Here is an 18,407-nt window from a genome sequence, read left to right on the forward strand (position 1 = left end):
TCAGCTCCAGGATCTCACCCCGGGCGTCCACGGTGATCTTCTGCGACAGGTCGCCCTTCGCCACCGCCGTGGTGACCGAGGCGATGTTGCGCACCTGCGAGGTCAGGTTCGACGCCATCGAGTTCACGTTGTCGGTCAGGTCCCGCCACGTACCCGAGACGCCCTTGACCTGGGCCTGACCACCCAGCTTGCCCTCGGTGCCCACCTCGCGGGCCACCCGGGTCACCTCGTCGGCGAACGACGAGAGCTGGTCGACCATCGTGTTGACGGTGTTCTTCAGCTCCAGGATCTCGCCCTGCGCGTCCACAGTGATCTTCTGGCTCAGGTCGCCCTTCGCCACCGCCGTGGAGACCTGCGAGATGTTCCGCACCTGGCTGGTCAGGTTGCCGGCGAGCTGGTTGACGTTCTCCGTCAGGTCCCGCCAGGTGCCGGAAACGCCCCGCACCTGCGCCTGACCACCCAGCTTGCCCTCGATGCCCACCTCGCGGGCCACCCGGGTCACCTCGTCGGCGAACGACGAGAGCTGGTCGACCATCGTGTTGACGGTGTCCTTCAGCTCCAGGATCTCGCCCTGCGCCGCGACGGTGATCTTCTGCGACAGGTCGCCCCGGGCCACCGCCGTGGAGACCTGGGCGATGTTGCGCACCTGGGCGGTCAGGTTCGACGCCATCGAGTTGACGCTGTCGGTCAGGTCCTTCCAGGTGCCGGCGACGTTCGGCACCTCCGCCTGACCGCCGAGCTTGCCCTCGGTGCCCACCTCGCGGGCCACCCGGGTCACCTGCTCGGCGAAGAGCCGCAGGGTGTCGGTGAGGGAGTTCATCGTGTCGGCCAGCTCGGCGACCTCCCCGCGCGCGCCGACCGTGATCTTCTGCGACAGGTCGCCCTTGGCCACCGCCGTCGCCATCTGCGAGATCGACCGCACCTGCCCGGTCAGGTTCGACGCCATGGTGTTCACCGAGTCGGTGAGGTCCTTCCAGGTGCCGGCGACGCCCCGGACGTCGGCCTGGCCACCGAGCTTGCCCTCGGTGCCCACCTCGCGGGCCACCCGGGTCACCTCGTTGGAGAAGGACGACAGCTGGTCGACCATCGTGTTGACCGTGCGGCCGATGCGCAGGTACTCACCGCGCAGCGGGCGACCGTCGATCTCCAGCGCCATGTGCTGGGAGAGGTCACCGTCGGCCACCGCCATGATCACCCGGGCGATCTCCGTGGTCGGCCGGCCCAGGTCGTCGATCAGCGAGTTGATCGCCCGCTGCCCCTCCGCCCAGGAACCGTCGAACCCCTCCTCGTCGAGGCGTTCGGTGAGCCGGCCGTCGCGGCCGACGATCCGGCTGATCCGGCGCAGGTCCAGGTGCTGCCGCTCCTGCATCGACACCACGTCGTTGAAGGCGTCCGCGACCTCGCCCGCCGCACCCGCCCGCCGGGGCAGCCGGACCTTGAAGTCGCCGCCCCGTACCTGGCGCAGCGCCTCCGCCAGCTCGACGAGAAGCGCCGCGTGCTCGGAAGCGGACGGATCCGCGGTCACCGACTGTTTCGCGCTCATCATTCCTCGCTCAGCTCGGGGCCTCCGGCGCATGCCGACACAACGCCATCCCATCATTGTGCCCACGCGGATGTCGACGCCACGGACGTGAAGTGCGCCGTGCGCCCGCTGTGGCACCATCCGTGCCTCGACGTCCGGCTTGGCACCCGCCCCGGCGGCGGTGGAGGATACGGGGGTGTCAGCCGAGACGGGGCCCGCGGCGGACGGGGGCCGGGACGAGCACATCCGACGCGTCCGGCTGCCCCCCGACCGGCGTACGCCCGCCGCCGCCCGGGCGCTGGTCCGCTCGGTGCTGGCCGAGGCCGACCTCGACGACCTGCTCAACGAGGCGCTGCTGCTGACCACCGAACTCTCCACCAACGCGGTGGAGCACGCCCGCACCGAACTGGACATCGAGGTCGTCGCCGACATGGTCGGCCTCACCGTCACCGTCTCCGACTTCGCCGGCGGGCCGGTGGACGAGCTGGTGGTCGGCATCCGCAGCGACACCGAGGACATCGACGAAATTTCCGAGCGGGGCCGCGGACTGCTGCTCGTCGACCATTTCGCCAGCCGCTGGGGGACGACCTACCTGCCCACCGGCAAGGGGGTCTGGTTCCGGCTGGACCGCCCCGGCGCCGCGCCGGCCGACCCGGTGGCGATGGAGCACGTCCCGGCCGCTGGCGGGGAGGGCACGGTCCCGGCGAGTGCCGCACCGAGCGCCGCCGCGATGAGCGAGCTGACCCAGACCAGCCCCGACCCGAACGCCGACGACCCGCTTCCCGACTTCGCCGCCGACCTGCTCACCCGGGTCGCCGAGATGGTGGGCGCGGCCGGCGGCGTGATCCGGCTGGACCGGGGCGACGGGCAGGGCACCCAGCCGCTGGCCCGATACGGCCGCCAGCCCCGCCCCGGCAACGAGCTGCTCCAGGTGCCGTTGGCGGTGCACCGCCCGTACGCCGGGGAACTGGAGCTGGACGCGGCGCCCTCGGCGTACGCCCGACCGCTCGCCGTGCTCGCCGCCGAGCGGCTGTCGCTGCACCTGGAGAACGACCGGCTGCGCCGGGCGGACGTCCGCCGGCAGGCCTGGCTGACCTTCCTCGCCGAGGCGAGCGAACTGCTCGCCCAGTCGCTCGACGTCGAGCTGACCATGGCGCTGATCCCGCAGCTGGTGGTGCCCCGGCTGGGCCAGTGGTGCGCCGTGCACACCACCGACGAGTGGGGCCGGCTGCGGCTGGCCGCCTCCAGCCACGCCGACGAGTCGATGCTGCCGCAGCTGCACAAGGTGCTCGAGGAGACCGGCCCGGACTCCGTCCAGGCCCGGCTGCGGGAGGCGTCGCGCAGCGCCGCGCAGGTGCCGTTGGGCCCCCCGATGGAGGGCTTCGCCGTGCCGTTGATCGCCCGGGGCCAGCGGCTGGGCACCCTGGCCGTGGGGCGGCACCTGCGGCACCGGCACGACCCGGACGAGGTCGCCGTGCTGGAGGACGTCGCCCGCCGGGCCGCCCTGGCCATCGAGAACGCCCGGATCCACGCCGAGCGGCGCCGGGTCGCCCAGGCCCTCCAGCAGTCGCTGCTGCCGCCGGTGCTGCCGGTGGTCGAGGGCATCGGCTTCGCCGCCGAGTACGTCCCGACCGGCGGCGACGCCGAGGTCGGCGGCGACTTCTACGACGTCCTGGCGCTGCCCGGCGGGCGCTGGCTGGTGGTCATCGGCGACGTCTCCGGCAAGGGGGTGCAGGCGGCCGCCGTCACCGGCCTGGTCCGGGACGTGATCCGGGTGCTGGTCGGCGACGGCAAGCCACTGCCCGAGGTACTGACCCGGCTGAACGAGACGCTGGTGGAGCGCGGCGGCGGGCGCTACTGCACCCTCGCGCTCGCCACCGTCGGGCCGGGCCGGTACGGGCAGCTCGACGTCTCGCTGCACCTGGCCGGCCACGACCGCCCGGTGCTGCTGCGCGGCGGGGGCGGCGCGTCCTTCGTCGGCACCGGCGGCACCGCGCTGGGCCTGATCGACGCGATCACCTCGCCGACGGCGGAGATCCCGCTCGCGCCCGGCGACGCGCTGGTCTTCTATACCGACGGGGTGACCGAGCGCCGGCGTGGCCGGGAACTGTTCGGCGTCGACCGCCTCCGCGCCGCCGCCGCCCCGCTGGCCGGGTACTCGGCCGACGTGGTGGCCGCCCGGCTGCGCGCCACGGCGATCAACTTCTCGGTGGAGGCGCCCCGGGACGACATCGCCATCCTGGTGCTCCGCAACGACGCCCTCTGATCTGAGGGTCACCCCGTCCGGCGGCGCGCTGCTCGCCGCCCGCCGCGCCGCTCAGAGACCGCCCGGCAGGCGGCCCGGGGCGAGCCGCCGGTGCGGGTCGAGATGGTCCTTCGCCGCCCGGAGCCGGGGGATCACCGCCGCCTCGCCCCACACGTCGACGGCCTGCCGGACGGGCGCGGGCGCGTTGACCACCACGCACCGCCCCCGCCGGGCGAGCAGCACCCCGCGCACGGCGGCGAGGATCGCGGCCACCCGGTCGCCGGGCAGCGCCCCGGGCAGGGCCGCGTGCACCACGCCCAGGCCGGCGGAGCCGCGCACCGGGACGGGAGCGCCGGCCGCGTCGCGCAGCGCGTAGACCGCGGCGTGCAGGTCGGTGATCGGCACCTCGATGCGCAGCGCGGTGTCGCCCGGCCCGAACGGATAGCGCCGCCACCACGGCGGGGCCGCCTCGGCCACGCTCGCCCGGCCCTCGAAGAGCGTCACCAGCCGCTCGGCCCGCTCGCTGACCTCGGCCGGGCCGCCCTCGAGCAGGACCGCCAGGGTGCCGGCGCCGTCCCGCGCCGCCCACGGGTCGTCCCGCCGCCCGGCCGTCGAGGGATGGTTGGCGCGGGCCGCCGCCAGGGACGGGTGCACCGGCCGGCGCGGCCGGGAACCGGCGGCGGGGAGGTCGAGCTCGACGGCGGCCGGGTCGAGGCGGGCGGTGAGCACCGCGCGTACCAGGTCGTGGACCTCCAGGGGCGTCCACACCGGCCGGGTCACCCAGACCCGGCCGGCCGGCGCGGCCTGCACCCGCATCGTGGCCGAGACCAGCACCCCGAGCCCGCCCTGCGAGCCGCAGAGCAGCCGACCCACGTCGAGCCCGACGGGCGCCGGCCCGGCCGGCGGCTCCGCCGTGCCGGCGCAGACCAGTTCGCCGTCGGCGTCCAGCCAGCGCAGGCCGACCAACTGCTCGCAGGCGGTGCCGTACCGGTGGCGCAGCGGGCCGGCCTCGTCGGCGGCGAGCACTCCGCCGAGGGTGGCGCCGGGCGAGGGTGGATCCAGCGGCAGCCGCCGGCCGGTGCGCTCCAGAGTCGACTGCACCGCGCGCAGCGGGGTGCCGGCACCGATCTCGGTCACCGGCGAGCCGACCGACTGATGGCCGATGCCGGCCAGCCGGCCGGTGTCGAGCATGACGTCGACCCGCGCGGGCGCGGCACCCCAGTCGATCTTCGTGCCGGCGCCCCGGGCCACCACGGTCAGGTCGTGCCGGGCGGCCAGCCGCAGCACCTCGGCGGCGGCGTCCGCGCCGCCGGGCACCGCCACCCAGCGGGCAGCCCGCCCGGCCACCTCGTCGGCGGCGCCCGCGAAACGGGCGAAGGACGGACCGCAGATCGCGGTGAGCCGTCGGGTGATCTCCGCTGCGCCGGTGGAACGTGCTGCTGCCGCCATGGCGCTCATCGTACACATGTTCGAACGGGCTGGCGGCGGGTCGGACGAAGAGGCCGCGCCGCGGGCGGCGGCCGGCCGGTAACGTGACGCCGTGACCACCGAGACCCCCGCGCCCGTCGCGAAGCGGGTGCCCGCCGAGCGCACCCACCACGGCGACACCGTCGTCGACGAGTACGCCTGGCTCGCCGCCAAGGACGACCCGGCGACGATCGCCCACCTGACCGCCGAGAACGCGTACACCGAGGCCCGCACGGCGCACCTGGAGGGGCTGCGCGCGGAGCTGTTCGAAGAGACCCGCCGGCGTACCCAGGAGACCGACCTGTCGGTGCCCAGCCGCAAGGACGGCTACTGGTACTACACCCGCACGGTGGAGGGCCAGCAGTACGGCGTGCACTGCCGCCGGGCGGTCCACGACGGCGAGACCACCCCGCCGGTCAGCGTCGACGGCGCCCCGCTCGACGGCGAGGAGGTGCTGCTCGACGGCAACCTGCTCGCCGAGGGGCACGACTTCTTCGCCCTCGGCGCGTTCGACGTCAGCCCCGACGGGCGCTGGCTGGCGTACTCGACGGACTTCGCCGGCGACGAGCGGTTCACCCTGCGGATCAAGGACCTGACCACCGGCGAACTGCTCGCCGACGAGGTGCCCGACACCTTCTACGGCACCGCCTGGTCGGCGGACGCCACGATGCTCTTCTACGTCACCGTGGACGAGGCGTGGCGCCCCAACCGGGTGTGGCGGCACGCCGTCGGCACCCCGTCGGGCGAGGACGTGGTGGTCCACCAGGAGGACGACGAGCGGTTCTGGGTCGGCGTCGACCTGACCCGCTCCGAGCGCTTCGTGCTCATCGACATCCACAGCAAGGTCACCAGCGAGGTCCGGGTCGTCCCGGCGGGCAACCCCACCGGCGTGCCCGCCGTGATCGCCCCGCGCCGACAAGGCGTGGAGTACACGGTGGAGCACCACGGCCACCGCTTCCTGATCCTGCACAACGACGGCGCGGAGGACTTCGCCCTGGCGTACACCTCGGCGGACGCGCCGGGCGACTGGGTGCCGCTGATCGAGCACTCCCCCGGCACCCGGCTGGAGTCGGTCGACGCGTTCTCCGACCACCTCGTCGTCTCGCTGCGCAGCAACGGCCTCACCGGGCTGCGGGTCATCCCGGTCGGCGGCGGCGACACGCACGACATCGACTTCCCGGAGCCGATCTACAGCGTCGGGCTGGACGCGAACCCGGAGTACCACACCCGGGAGATCCGGCTGCGCTACACGTCGCTGGTCACCCCGGACTCGGTGTACGACTACGACCTGGTCACCCGGCAGATGGTGCTGCGCCGGCGCAAGCCGGTCCGGCCGGGGCCGGACGGGCGGGCGTACGACCCGGCCGACTACGAGCAGCACCGCGACTGGGCGCTCGCCGACGACGGCACCCGGGTGCCGATCTCGCTGGTCTGCCGCGCCGGCACGCCGAGGGACGGCTCGGCCCGCTGCGTGATCTACGGGTACGGCTCGTACGAGGCGAGCATGGACCCGTGGTTCTCCATCGCCCGGCTCTCCCTGCTCGACCGGGGCGTCGTCTTCGCCGTGGCGCACATCCGCGGCGGCGGCGAGCTGGGCCGGCGCTGGTACGACGAGGGCAAGCTGCTGGCCAAGAAGAACACCTTCACCGACTTCGTGGCCTGCGCCCGGCACCTGGTCAAGGCTGGCTGGACGGCCGGCGACCGGCTGGTCGCCCGGGGCGCCTCGGCCGGCGGGCTGCTGATGGGCGCGGTGGCCAACCTGGCCCCCGACGCGTTCGCCGGGATCGTCGCGCAGGTGCCCTTCGTGGACGCCCTCACCTCGATCCTCGACCCGTCGCTGCCGCTGACCGTCACCGAGTGGGAGGAGTGGGGCAACCCGCTCGCCGACCCGGAGGTGTACGCGTACATGAAGTCGTACACCCCGTACGAGAACGTCACGGCCGTCGACTACCCGGCCATCCTCGCGGTGACCAGTCTCAACGACACCCGGGTGCTCTACCACGAGCCGGCGAAGTGGATCGCCCGGCTGCGGGCCACCGCCCCGCAGGGCGACTACCTGCTCAAGACCGAGATGGGCGCCGGGCACGGCGGCCCCAGCGGCCGGTACGACGCCTGGCGCGAGGAGGCGTTCATCAACGCCTGGATCCTCGACCGCCTCAACCGCGCCTGACCCGACCCGATCCGCCCCGTGCCCCGCCGGCTGCGCTTTCCCACAAAGAGGGCCTGTTCGACGTCGGACGGCCACACTTTCCGTGCCGGCGCACGAGGGGTTCAGGCGGCGGGCGCGGCGAGCATCGACGCCAGCACCGCCGGGTCGAGGTTGCCGCCGGTGATCACCGCGGCCGTACGGCCGGACGGCAGGTCGTCGGGGTGGAAGAGGCGAGCGGCGACCGCGACGGCGCCGCTCGGCTCCACCACCAGCCGGGCCTCGCGGGCCAGCCGGCCCATCGCCGCGGCGATCTCCTCCTCGGTCACCGTGACGATGCCGTCGAGGCGTTCCCGCAGGTGGGCCAGGGTCAGCTCGGACAGGTTGGTGCGCAGCCCGTCCGCGCTGGTCCGGTAGGTCCGCTCGACGTCCCAGATCACCACCTCGCCGGCGACGAGCGAGTCCCGGGCGTCCGCGGCGAGCAGCGGTTCCACCCCGACGACCGCGGCCGACGGGCGCAACGCCTTGATCGCCGTGGCGATCCCCGAGGAGAGTCCGCCGCCACCGACGGGCACCAGCACCACGTCGACGTCGGGCAGGTCCGCCACGATCTCCAGCCCGATGGTGCCCTGCCCGGCGATGATCCGCCGGTCGTCGAAGGGCGGCACCAGCGCGGCCCCGGTGTCGGCGGCGATCCGCTCCGCCTCCGGCAGCCGGCGGGCCCGCGGGACGAGCCGCACCTCGGCGCCGAGCGCGCGGATCCGGTCCACCTTGACCTGCGGCGCCCCCTCGGGGACGACCACCATGCACGGCACCCCGAACGCCCGGGCCGCGTACGCGAGGGCCTGCCCGTGGTTGCCCGACGAGTGGGTCACCACGCCCCGGGACCGGGCGGCCAGGTCGAGCCGCGCCACCGCGTGGGTCGCGCCGCGCAGCTTGAACGACCCCACCGGTTGCAGGTTCTCCGGCTTGAGCCACAACTCGTCGTCCCAGAGCGCGGGCAGCAGCGGGGTACGCACGACCGTTCCGGCGATGTCGTCGGCGGCGGCCCGGACATCCTCGATCGAGATCAGCTCCATCGACCCATCCTGCCCCACCGCCGCGAGCGTCCGCCGCCCCTAGACTGCCAGGGTGACCGGGACCGCCGACGAGGAGCCGACCGGGGCGGAGGGGCCCCCGCCGGGGGCGGCCCGGCGCGGTCCGACCTGGGTGATCCTCGCGGTGGTGGCCGCCGCCCTGCTGGTCTGCTGCTGCTCGATGGCGATCGGCCTGGCCGTCTCCTGGTCCGCCGGTCTGCTCACCGCCCGCTGACGCCGACCGCGCCCCGTCGACTCAGCGGACCGGGCCCGCGTCGATCAGCGCCGCCGCCTCGCCGGTGCGGACCATCCGCTGCCAGCGGAGCCGGTTGCCGATCACCGCGGTGACCGCCGACTGCACCACCACCAGGTACATCACCTGCCGGTAGACGAGCTGCTGCAACGGCAGCGCCCAGAGCGGACCGAAGCCCTCCCGGTCCAGCCGCAGCGCGTACGCGGCGGTCAGCCCCTGGAGCAGGAGCAGCCCCACCCAGGCCAGCACGAGCGTCGACCAGGGCAGGAAGAACAACCCGTAGACGGCGTACACGTCGACCGCCGGGGCGGCCAGCGGCAGCACGATCTGGAACACCGTCAGGTACGGCAGGCCGCGCCGGCCCAGCTTGCCTCCGGCCCCCGGCTCGCGCAGCGCGTGCCGGTGCTTCCACATCGCCTGCATGGTGCCGTAGCACCAGCGGTAGCGCTGCCGCCAGAGCTGACGCAGCGAGGAGGGCGCCTCGGTCCAGGCGATCGCCGCCTCCTCGTACACCACCCGCCAGCCGGTCCGGAGCACCTTCATGGTCAGGTCGGTGTCCTCGGCGAGGGTGTCCGAGGGGACGCCGCCGACGGCGAGCAGCACCTCGCGGCGGAACGCGCCGATCGCGCCGGGGATGGTCGGCATGCACTCGAGCATGTCGTACATCCGGCGGTCGAGGTTGAAGCCGATCACGTACTCCAGGTGCTGCCAGCGGCCCAGCAGCCGGCGCCGGTTGGCGACCTTGGTGTTGCCGGAGATCGCCCCGACCGTGGGGTCGGCGAAGCCCTGCACCAGCCGGTGCACGGTGTCCGGCTGGAAGACGGTGTCCCCGTCGACCAGCACCAGCAGCCCGGCGCGGGCGGCCCGGATGCCGGTGTTCAGCGCGGCCGGCTTGCCGGCGTTGGCCTGCCGGATGACGCGCACCCCGCGCAGGCCCATCCGCTCGACGATGTCGGCGGTGCCGTCGCTGGAGCCGTCGTCCACCACGATCACCTCCAGCGCCGGGTACGCGCTGGCCACCAGCGAGCGCACCGTCGCCGCGATGTTCGCCGCCTCGTTGTACGCGGGCACGATCACCGAGACCGGCGCGGTGACCGGCGGCCGGCGGTGCCGGGGCCGGCGTACCCGGCGGACGTGGAGCTGTGCGCAGGCCACCTGTACGACGAGCCGGGCCACGCCGAGCACCAGCGCGACGGCGAGCAGCACGTTCATCGCGGTGGCCGCCCACTCCGCCCCGGTCTGGGTCCAGCGCAGCGCGTGGCCGCTCAGCCGGGTGCCGACGCCGGCCGGGACGGTCGACGGTGGCGCGTCGATCCCCTCGGAGACGGTGGTGAACCGGTAACCCTGCTCGGACAGCCGGGTGAGCAGCTGGTCCACGGCGGCCACGGTCTGGTCGCGGTCACCGCCGCCGTCGTGCATGAGCACCACCGCGCCCCGCCCCGGCTGCGGGGTCGCCGCCCGGACGATCGCCGGCACGCCGGGGCGTTGCCAGTCCTTGGCGTCCCGGTCGGCGAGCACGGCCACGTGCCCGGTCCTGGCGGCGGCGCGCAGCGCGTCGTACCCAGCGGCGTTCAGCGTCGGGGTGGTGGAGGAGAAGGGGGGCCGGAGCAGCGTCACCTCACGGCCGGTAACCGCGGCGATCGCCTTGCGGGTCAGCGACAGCTCCAGGTCGGCCCGCCAGCCGGAGACGCTGGCGAGGTCGGCGTGGGTGTAGGTGTGCGAGCCGAGCTCGTGCCCCTCGGCGAGGATGCGCCGGACCAGCTCGGGGTGTTCGTTGACCCGGGAGCCGACCACGAAGAAGGTGGCGTGCGCCCGGTGCCGGCGCAGCACGTCGAGCAGCTCAGGCGTCCACCGCGGGTCCGGCCCGTCGTCGAAGGTGAGCGCGACCGTCCGGTCCGGCATCCGCCGGCTGACCGGTTCCGGCTGGTCGAGCCGCAGCACCGGCCCACCGCCGGTGATCTCCTTCGGGGCCGGCGCGTCCGGTGCGGCGGACGGCCCGGAGCCGCCGCCAATCCCGGTGACCAGCCCGTTGACGGTGAGTGCGGCGAGCAGCAGGAGCAGGCCGAGCAGGAGCAGCACCCAGTGGGCCCGCGGGTCCCGGCGGTTGACGTGGCGCGCCATGGTCAGCGGGGCTTGCCGGGCGAGCGGCTGGGCTTGCTGGTACGCCGGACGTCACCCTGACCGGGCACGCTGGCGGACGGGCGCGCCGCCGGGGACGCGGGCGTGGCGGCGGGCGGGCCCGCCGTCCGCGTCGGTACCGGAGCGGTGCTGGTGAGTGAGGACGGCCGCGACGGGGACGTCGAGCTGGCCGGCTGGCCCAGTTCCTCCGGGGTGTCCACGCCGGCGACCGGCGGGCGGGCCCGGGGGTCGGTCCAGCCCGGCAGCGGGACGGTGCTGTCGCCGAAGATCCCGGCCAGGATCAGCCCGAGGCTGGTGAGCAGGCCGAGCCCCATCGCGCTGCCGGCGATCATCATCACCCGGCGACGCTTCCCGGTCCGGTCGACGAACACCGGCGGCGCACCGCCCGGCTGGTTGTACATCTGGTGATCTCCCTGCGCCGCCCCCGCGGTTCCACCCCGCTGGCGGACCTCCGCAGCCACTAGCGCCGCGGCCTCACCCGGTGTTACACCCTCAGGCCGTGCGCAGCTCCTCGACGGCGGTGCTGGCGCGCAGGAAGAGCAGGCCGACCCCGACCGTCACCAGCACCGCGGCCAGGGCGCCCGCGCCGATCCCGGCCAGCTGCGCCAGCGGTACGTCGGGCGTCACCGTCACCTCGGGCACCCACTCCGTCCGGGTGTACCGGGCGCTCGTCGCCGGGTTGGCGCAGAGTTCCGCGCCCGCGTCGCAGACCTGCTGGTAATAGCCCCCGGCGCTCCTCGGCGTCCGGGTCAGGCCACCGGCGAGCAGCGCCCCCACGGCGAGCGCGAGGACGACCGCCGGCACCGCCGGGACGAACGCCGCCCAGGCGATCGACCGGCCGAGCGTGCCGCGCGGGACCCCGGTCGCGACCAGCGCCGCGTACGCGCGCCGGCGGGCGGCGATCCCCTCGACCAGGGCGACGACCAGTCCACCGGCGGCGATCGTCATCGCCACGGCGATCGCCACGTCGATCAGGTCCATGGTGCCCAGGTAGAAGTCGTCGCTGCCGGCCAGGCTGCCGCCGTTGAGCCGGCGCAGCTCGATCTCGGCCGCGAAGGCGGCCCGTATCCCGGCCGCGCCCGCCCCGACGATCACGGCGGCGAGCAGGGCGGCGAAGGTCCGGCTGCCGGCCCACGGGTCGGCGGTCAACCGGCGGGACGCCAGCAGCGCGGCGGGACGCCGGGCGTACCGGTGCAGCAGCCGCCCCGAGGTGTACGACAGCCAGCCGGTGCCGACCACCACCCCGAGTATCGCGGCCAGGCCGCCCCCGACCAGCAGCAGCGGGGGCAGCCAGAGCGGCGGTTCGCGGTGGAGGTCCTGGTAGCGGTCGAGCACCGGGTCGAAGGCGGCGAAGGCGACCAACCCGCCGACGATGAGCAGACCGGCCCACGGCCCGGGCGCGCGTTCCCGGCGGGCCCTGCGGACCACGCCGAACGGGGTGGTGGTCACCCCACGCAGCAGCAGGGCGCTAGCCAGCGCGGCCACCAGCGGCAGCCCGAGCACCACCGCCAGGATCGCGCCGGCCGACGGCAGCACGTCGGTGGGGAGGGCGAGCCGGCCCTGAGCGTCCGGGCGGTGCAGCACGGCCCGGCCGCCGAGGTACCCGGCGAGCCCGACCAGCGTGCCGAACAGGCTGGCCAGCCCGGTCTCCGCCACGGCGATCCGGGTCACCTGCCCGGGGGTGGCGCCGGCCAGCCGGAGCGCGGCCAACCGGCGGTCCCGGGCCGGGGCGCCGAGCCGGGCGCACTGCCCGGCCAGCGCCAGCACCGGGATGGCGAGCAGCAACAGCGCCAGCGCCGTGCCGCCGCGCAGCCCGGGCTCGCGGAGCAGGGCGTTGCCGTACTGCTCGGACTGGGTCCACCGGTCGCCGGGCGGGGTGGGGATGGCCAGCACGGTGAGCGCGGCCAGGCCGGCGAGGGTGGCCAGGGTGGCGCTGAGCGCGGTGAGCACCACCCGGACGGTGTCGGTGCGGTTGCCGGCCAGGGCGAGCCGGAGCAGGACGGCGGGTTTCACCGGGCGCCGCCGGCGAGCGGCAGGTCGACCCCCAGCCCGGTGGCGTCGACGGCGCCGTCGCGGAGCATCACCTCCCGGTCGGCGTACGCGGCGATCCGCGGCTCGTGGGTGACCAGCACGATGCTGGTGCGTTGCTGGCGGGCGAGCCGGACCAACTGGATGAGCACCTGCTCGCCGGTGAGCGTGTCCAGCGCGCCGGTCGGCTCGTCGGCGAAGAGCACCCGGGGCTCGGTGACCAGGGCGCGGGCGGCGGCGCACCGCTGCTGCTGCCCGCCGGACATCTCGCCGGGCCGGACGTCGGCCACCTCGGCCACGCCGAGCCGGTCCAGCCAGCCGAGCGCCGCCGCCCGCGCTTCTCGCCGCGCCGTGCCGGCGAGAAGCAGCGGAAGGGCGACGTTCTCCGCCGCGGTCAGCTCGGCGACGAGCTGCCCGAACTGGAAGAGCACCCCGAACTCGGTGCGGCGCAGCCTGGACCGGGCCTTCTCCGACCAGGTGTCGATCCGCTCGCCACGCCAACTGACCTGGCCCGCGTCCGGGCGGAGGATCCCGGCCAGGCAGTGCAGCAGCGTCGACTTGCCGCAGCCGCTGGGACCGGTGACGGCGACGATCTCGCCCTCGGCGACGTCGAGGGTGACGCCGCGCAGGGCGGGTGTCGGCCCGTACGCCTTGACCACGCCGCGAGCCTGGAGTTGCGTCACGAGTGCACCTCCCGGTGCCGGTCGGCGACCCGGTCCAGGGTGGTCCGCAGCCACCCGAGGTCGGCGTCGAGGTGGGCGATGGCGTAGCCGGCCGAGACGACGTCGTCGAGGATGGCCGAGGGCGCCGGCTTGACGTCGGTCAACTCGCGCAGTGCAGCCGGGTGTCGTGCGCGCGCTTCAGCTCGTACCCGTGCCGGTTGCCGCCGGCGAGCAGCCCGAGCAGGACGTGCGACGTGGACATCGCCACACTATTCATTCGATGAACAGCTGGCGTCAAGCACCGTCGATGCGGTTCACCGGCTCCAGCCCGGGTCGCGGCCGGCGCGGCCGAGCAGGCGGTCGAGCTCGGTGCAGTCCGGGCCGGTCTCCACCTCCGGGCCGAAGGCGCCCATCTGGCGACCCATCGGGCCCATCCCGTCCAGGAACCGGTGTCCCGCGGCGGTGACCTCGGGCGCCGGCTGGTACGGCTGCCCGGTGGCCCGGGCCAGGTCCCAGCCGTGCACGCCCAGGTCGATGACCCCCATCAGGCCGATGGTCTCCTGGGGCAGCCCCATGCCGGGCGAGGCACCCTCCTCGGCGGCCGGGTCGGCCCACGCCTGGACCAGCCGCCCGGTCTCGGCGGCGAACCGGTCCCGCCACCCCTCGGTCAGGTGATCGGTCTTCGCCGACCAGTCCACCTCGCGTTTCGCGGCGAGCGCCTGGAAGTTGACCACCACGTCGTACACGTGGTTGACGAGGTCACGGACGGTGAAGTCCTGGCAGGGCGTGGGCAGGTCCAGCTGATCGTCGGTGATCGCCTGGAGCACCACCACGGTGCGCGGCGCGGCGGCGGCCAGCAGATCACTAGTCTTCGTTGCCATAGAGCCAGCGTACGGAGGTGGTCTTGAACATATGCGACAGCCACGCGGGGACAACCGGGGCATCCTCGACCCGGAGCGGCTGCGACGGGAGGTGCGCTTCCGCCGGCACCTGCCCGCCCCCGCGCTGCAACCCTGGGTGGAGCTCTACTGGCTGATCGACTGGGAGCTGAGCGCGCCGTTCGCGCAGCAACTGGTGCCGCACCCGGCCGTGAACCTGGTCTTCCGGCGCACCGAGGGCGGCCCGGAGACCGCCAAGATCACCGGCGTGGGCCGACGGCTCTTCTCGATCACCCTGACCGGCACCGGCCGGGTCAGCGGGATCCAGTTCCGCCCCGGCGGCTTCCGGCCGTTCTGGCGCCGCCCGGTGGCCGAACTGACCGGCGAGCGCCGCCCGCTCGCCGAGGTCCCCGCCGCCGCCCGGGCCGCCGCCGCGGGTGGCGCGGGCCGCTGCGAGGGTACGGACGCCGAGCGCAGTCTCGCCCTGGACGCCTTCCTCACCGCCTGGGCGCCGGAGCCGGACCCGGCGGCGGTCGAGGCGATGGCGCTGGCCGAGGCGATCCGCACCGACCGGAGTGTGCTGCGGGTGGACGACCTCGCCCGCCGGCACGGCATCTCCACGCGGCGGTTGCAGCGCCTCTTCCTGGACCACGTCGGGGTGGGCCCGAAGTGGGTGATCCGCCGCTACCGGCTCCAGGAGGCGATCGAGCGGGCCGGCGAGGGGCCGCCCGACTGGTCCGCGCTCGCCGCCGACCTCGGCTACAGCGACCAGGCCCACCTGGTACGCGACTTCACCGCCGTTACCGGCGTCTCCCCCACGGCCTACGTCCGCTCCCTGCGCTGACCAACGCCCCCCAAATCCCTCACCCACCGTCACCCCACCCCCCACGGACCCCCTGCGACCCCTAACCGGAAATCACTCTCCGTCAAGGAACCGGCGGGTCACCGGGAGGAACCGGCGGAACCGGCGAAGTCCGGCTGGCAGCGCGAAATGATCAGGCACACCGGACGCCTCTCCCGTTCTGCGTGTTCCCGCATTCGTGGGATACCGTTCCAGCGATAACAGGAGGTCCGAATGTCCTTGACGGTGCACACGGAACAGCGCGGCGACGTGGTCGTCGTCTCGGTCGCGGGTGAGCTCGACATGGCGACCGCACCGCAGCTGCAGGACCAGATCACCGATCTGCTCGACAAGGGCCGCAGCCGTCTCGTGTTCGACCTGGCCGACGTGTCGTTCTGCGACTCGACCGGGCTGTCGGTCTTCGTGCGCGCGAAGAACAGTTGCGACGAGGCCGGTGGCGTGGTCCGACTGGCCGCCCCGCAACGCGGCGTGCTGCGCATCCTCGAGGTCAGCGGTCTGGTCGAGGTGCTGCACACGTACCCGACGGTCGAGCAGGCCGTCGCGGGCGACCCGACGCCGGCCTCATCCTGACCTCTTTCCTCACCGCTCGTCCTCGATGAAGCGGGGACGGGCGATCACCATGCCCGCGGCCGTCTGCATGGCCAGCGCGCCGATCAGGAACCCGAGCGGCGCCGTCCACCCCCCGGTCGCCTCGTAGAGGACGCCGACCAGCAGCGGTCCAAGGGCCGCGATCACGTAGCCGGTGCTCTGCGCGAAGGCGGACAGCGCCACCGTGCCCTCGGCGGTCCGGGCGCGCAGGCCGATGGTGGTCAGGATCAGCGGGAAGGCGCCCTGCCCCAGGGCGAGCAGCAGGACCCAGAGCGGCGCGAGGCCGTGCGGCGCGAGGGCGAGACCGACGTACGACGCGGTGGAGGCCGCGGTCAGCGCCAGCACCAGCGGCCGCAGGGTGCGCAGCCGGCCGGCCAGCGTCGGCATCACCAGCGCGACCGGCACGCCGAGCGCGGTCACCCCGGCGAGCAGCAGCCCGGCGGTCTCGGCGGGGTAGCCGGCGTCCCGGAAGAGCTGCGCCAGCCAGCCCATGATCGCGTACCCGCTGAGCGACTGCGCGCCGAAGTAGACCGCCATCGCCCAGCCGAGCCGGGTGCGTTCCGGCCGGATCCGCACCCGCGCGGCGGGGGCCGCCGTCGGGGACGCGGCCCGCCGGGCGGCGCGGGCCCGCAGCGCCAGCGGCACCCACGGGAGTACGGCCACCGCGGCCAGCCCGGCCCAGACGCCGAGCCCGGCCCGCCAGGAGCCGAAGGCGTGCGCGACGGGCACCGCGGAGGCGGCGGCGACCGTCGTGCCTATCGTCAGGGCCATCGTGTACGCCCCGGTGACCAGCCCGGTCCGGTGCGGGAAGTACTGCTTGACCAGCATCGGCAGCAGGATGTTCGCCACCGCGATGCCGGCCAGCGCGAGCGCGCTGGTGAGCACGAAGACCAGCGCGGAGTCGGTGGCCACCCGGAGCACCTGCCCCGCGGCGAGGGCGAGCATCGCCACCACCAGCACCCGGGCCGGCTGGTAGCGGCGGACCAGCCACGGGGTGAGCGCGCCGAGGCCGGCGAAGGCGATCGTCGGCAGGGTGGTGACGAAGCCGGCCATCGCCCCGGAGAGCGCCAGCCCGGTGCGTACCTCGTCGAGGAGGGCACCGAGGCTGGTCACCGCGGCGCGCAGGTTGAGCGCGACCAGCAGCATGCCGACCAGCACCAGCGCACCCCCGCCGGCCGGGGGCGCGGCGGCGGCCGGCGGGGACGCCACGTCGACGGTGGGCGCGGCCGGCTCGGCGGCGGGGGCCTCGGTGGCGGCGGGTGGCGGGGTCATGACCTCGAACCTACAATCATGGGATGAATTTCGGCAGGAGGTGTAACCGGTGACACGCGCCGTCCATTCCGTCGCCGCGCCCCCGCGCGGTCACCGGGTACGCCAGACGATCGAGCAGCTCCGGGAGCGGATCCTCGGCGGTGAGTGGCCGGTCGGCGGGCGCATCCCGACCGAGCCGCAGCTGGTCGCCGCGCTCGGGGTGGGGCGGAACACGGTCCGCGAGGCGGTCGGCGCGCTGGTGCACGCCGGGGTGCTGGAGTGCCGGCAGGGCTCGGGGACGTACGTGGTGTCCACCGACGAACTGGCCCCGGTGGTGGCCCGCCGGCTGACCGACGACCGGATGGCCGAGGTGATCGAGGTCCGGCGCGCCTTCGAGGTGGAGGCCGCCCGGCTGGCGGCGCTGCGGCGTACGCCGGAGGACCTGGCGGCGCTCGACGGGGCGCTCGCCATCCGGGAGGCCGCCTGGTGCTCGGGCCGGGTGGCGGAGTTCGTGGAGGCCGACGGGGCGCTGCACTCGGCGGTGGTGGCCGCCGCCCACAACGGCATGCTCGCCGAGCTCTACGCCTCGGTCGGGGCCGCGCTGCGCAGCAGCGTCGCGCAGCGCATGGGGGACGCGCTGGAACCCGAGCGGTACGTCGACCACGCGCGACTCGTCGCGGCGATCCGGGACGGCGATCCGGCGCGCGCGGCGATCGAGGCCGGCGCTTTTCTGGAGCCGCCGCCCGGGGCATAGGTTGTCCCGGACGCAGAATCGGACAGCACGGGAGTACGGATGCTCAAGGGCTTCAAAGACTTCATCATGCGCGGCAACGTCGTCGACCTCGCGGTCGGTGTCGTCATCGGTGCCGCGTTCACGGGCGTGGTCACGCAGCTGACCAAATCGTTCCTGGAACCACTGGTCCGCGTGATCATCGTCCTGATCACCGGCAACAAGAACGGCATCAGCGGTTCGACTCCGACGTTCCGCGGCATTCCGTTCGACTGGGTGAACTTCGTCAACGCGGTGATCACCTTCGCGCTCACCGCGGCGGCGCTCTACTTCCTGGTCGTCTACCCGATGAACCGGCTCGCGGAGCGCCGCAAGCGGGGTGAGGAGCCGCCGCCCTCGGCGCCCAGCGAGGAGGTCAAGCTGCTGACCGAGATCCGGGACGCCCTGGTCGCCGGCGGGCACACCACCCCGGTGCAGCAGCGGGGCGCGCTGGACGACGTGCTCGGCCGGCGTACGGAGCCGCCGGCGCCGCGCTGACCCGACAGCATGCACACCGGCCC

Annotated in this window: 17 protein-coding genes; 7 read left to right on the forward strand and 10 right to left on the reverse strand. The window is 74.5% G+C overall.

Annotated features, from left to right (window positions below; translation table 11 throughout):
- The coding region (locus AB0I41_RS08670; RefSeq protein WP_357103643.1) for a HAMP domain-containing protein at positions 1 to 1,546 on the reverse strand (1,546 nt) is incomplete at its 3' end.
- 172 nt (positions 1,547 to 1,718) lie between these two features.
- On the opposite strand from AB0I41_RS08670, the gene AB0I41_RS08675 reads away from it, so the two are divergent.
- A complete protein-coding gene (locus tag AB0I41_RS08675; RefSeq protein WP_357103646.1) occupies positions 1,719 to 3,788 on the forward strand; it encodes a SpoIIE family protein phosphatase in 2,070 nt (689 codons plus the stop codon).
- Between the two features lie 51 nt (positions 3,789 to 3,839).
- Here the strand turns inward: AB0I41_RS08675 and AB0I41_RS08680 are convergent, their stop codons facing one another.
- A complete protein-coding gene (locus AB0I41_RS08680) occupies positions 3,840 to 5,216 on the reverse strand; it encodes an FAD-binding oxidoreductase (protein WP_357103649.1) in 1,377 nt (458 codons plus the stop codon).
- A gap of 91 nt (positions 5,217 to 5,307) precedes the next feature.
- Here AB0I41_RS08680 and AB0I41_RS08685 point away from each other — a divergent pair, with 91 nt between their 5' ends.
- Positions 5,308 to 7,404: a S9 family peptidase gene (locus tag AB0I41_RS08685; protein ID WP_357103652.1), complete on the forward strand. Its 2,097-nt coding sequence runs from the start codon at positions 5,308 to 5,310 to the stop codon at positions 7,402 to 7,404.
- A 101-nt stretch (positions 7,405 to 7,505) separates the two neighbouring features.
- Here AB0I41_RS08685 and AB0I41_RS08690 read toward each other — a convergent pair whose 3' ends face one another.
- Positions 7,506 to 8,459, reverse strand: coding sequence for a threonine/serine dehydratase (locus AB0I41_RS08690; protein ID WP_357103655.1), 954 nt, complete (start codon positions 8,457 to 8,459; stop codon positions 7,506 to 7,508).
- Between the two features lie 52 nt (positions 8,460 to 8,511).
- On the opposite strand from AB0I41_RS08690, the gene AB0I41_RS08695 reads away from it, so the two are divergent.
- On the forward strand, positions 8,512 to 8,691 hold the full coding sequence (locus AB0I41_RS08695; protein ID WP_357103659.1) for a hypothetical protein: 180 nt from the start codon (positions 8,512 to 8,514) through the stop codon (positions 8,689 to 8,691).
- A 21-nt stretch (positions 8,692 to 8,712) separates the two neighbouring features.
- Here AB0I41_RS08695 and AB0I41_RS08700 read toward each other — a convergent pair whose 3' ends face one another.
- The 6 genes from AB0I41_RS08700 to AB0I41_RS08725 all read right to left on the reverse strand — a co-directional run bounded on the left by AB0I41_RS08700 (position 8,713) and on the right by AB0I41_RS08725 (position 14,419).
- The gene (locus tag AB0I41_RS08700) at positions 8,713 to 10,830 is read right to left on the reverse strand and encodes a bifunctional polysaccharide deacetylase/glycosyltransferase family 2 protein (protein WP_357103662.1); all 2,118 of its coding nucleotides are present in this window, start codon (positions 10,828 to 10,830) and stop codon (positions 8,713 to 8,715) included.
- A gap of 2 nt (positions 10,831 to 10,832) precedes the next feature.
- Positions 10,833 to 11,249 carry a hypothetical protein gene (locus AB0I41_RS08705; RefSeq protein ID WP_357103664.1) on the reverse strand — a complete coding sequence of 139 codons (417 nt, stop codon included), beginning with the start codon at positions 11,247 to 11,249 and terminating at the stop codon, positions 10,833 to 10,835.
- A 91-nt stretch (positions 11,250 to 11,340) separates the two neighbouring features.
- Positions 11,341 to 12,861 carry an FtsX-like permease family protein gene (locus AB0I41_RS08710; RefSeq protein WP_357103666.1) on the reverse strand — a complete coding sequence of 507 codons (1,521 nt, stop codon included), beginning with the start codon at positions 12,859 to 12,861 and terminating at the stop codon, positions 11,341 to 11,343.
- Entirely contained in the window at positions 12,858 to 13,559 is a 702-nt protein-coding gene (locus AB0I41_RS08715) for an ABC transporter ATP-binding protein (RefSeq protein ID WP_357103668.1), read from the reverse strand. The genes AB0I41_RS08710 and AB0I41_RS08715 overlap by 4 nt, the downstream gene beginning before the upstream one ends.
- Positions 13,556 to 13,702, reverse strand: coding sequence for a hypothetical protein (locus AB0I41_RS08720; protein WP_357103671.1), 147 nt, complete (start codon positions 13,700 to 13,702; stop codon positions 13,556 to 13,558). Before AB0I41_RS08720 ends, AB0I41_RS08715 begins: the two co-directional genes overlap by 4 nt.
- A gap of 150 nt (positions 13,703 to 13,852) precedes the next feature.
- Positions 13,853 to 14,419, reverse strand: a complete 567-nt coding sequence (locus tag AB0I41_RS08725; RefSeq protein ID WP_357103674.1) for a TIGR03086 family metal-binding protein — start codon at positions 14,417 to 14,419, stop codon at positions 13,853 to 13,855.
- 31 nt (positions 14,420 to 14,450) lie between these two features.
- Here AB0I41_RS08725 and AB0I41_RS08730 point away from each other — a divergent pair, with 31 nt between their 5' ends.
- Together AB0I41_RS08730 and AB0I41_RS08735 are read left to right on the forward strand one after the other, a co-directional pair.
- On the forward strand, positions 14,451 to 15,260 hold the full coding sequence (locus tag AB0I41_RS08730; RefSeq protein ID WP_357103677.1) for an AraC family transcriptional regulator: 810 nt from the start codon (positions 14,451 to 14,453) through the stop codon (positions 15,258 to 15,260).
- Positions 15,261 to 15,491: 231 nt separating this feature from the next.
- On the forward strand, positions 15,492 to 15,848 hold the full coding sequence (locus AB0I41_RS08735) for an STAS domain-containing protein (protein ID WP_088959356.1): 357 nt from the start codon (positions 15,492 to 15,494) through the stop codon (positions 15,846 to 15,848).
- A gap of 9 nt (positions 15,849 to 15,857) precedes the next feature.
- Here AB0I41_RS08735 and AB0I41_RS08740 read toward each other — a convergent pair whose 3' ends face one another.
- Positions 15,858 to 17,138, reverse strand: coding sequence for an MFS transporter (locus AB0I41_RS08740; protein ID WP_357103680.1), 1,281 nt, complete (start codon positions 17,136 to 17,138; stop codon positions 15,858 to 15,860).
- A 49-nt stretch (positions 17,139 to 17,187) separates the two neighbouring features.
- Between AB0I41_RS08740 and AB0I41_RS08745 the strand changes: the two genes are divergently transcribed.
- Together AB0I41_RS08745 and mscL are read left to right on the forward strand one after the other, a co-directional pair.
- The gene (locus AB0I41_RS08745; RefSeq protein ID WP_357103683.1) at positions 17,188 to 17,871 is read left to right on the forward strand and encodes a FadR/GntR family transcriptional regulator; all 684 of its coding nucleotides are present in this window, start codon (positions 17,188 to 17,190) and stop codon (positions 17,869 to 17,871) included.
- Positions 17,872 to 17,910: 39 nt separating this feature from the next.
- Positions 17,911 to 18,384, forward strand: coding sequence for a large conductance mechanosensitive channel protein MscL (mscL, locus tag AB0I41_RS08750; RefSeq protein WP_357103685.1), 474 nt, complete (start codon positions 17,911 to 17,913; stop codon positions 18,382 to 18,384).
- Positions 18,385 to 18,407: the final 23 nt, after the last annotated feature.

This window comes from Micromonospora sp. NPDC050200 (assembly GCF_040656135.1).
Taxonomy (GTDB): Bacteria; Actinomycetota; Actinomycetes; order Mycobacteriales; family Micromonosporaceae; genus Micromonospora.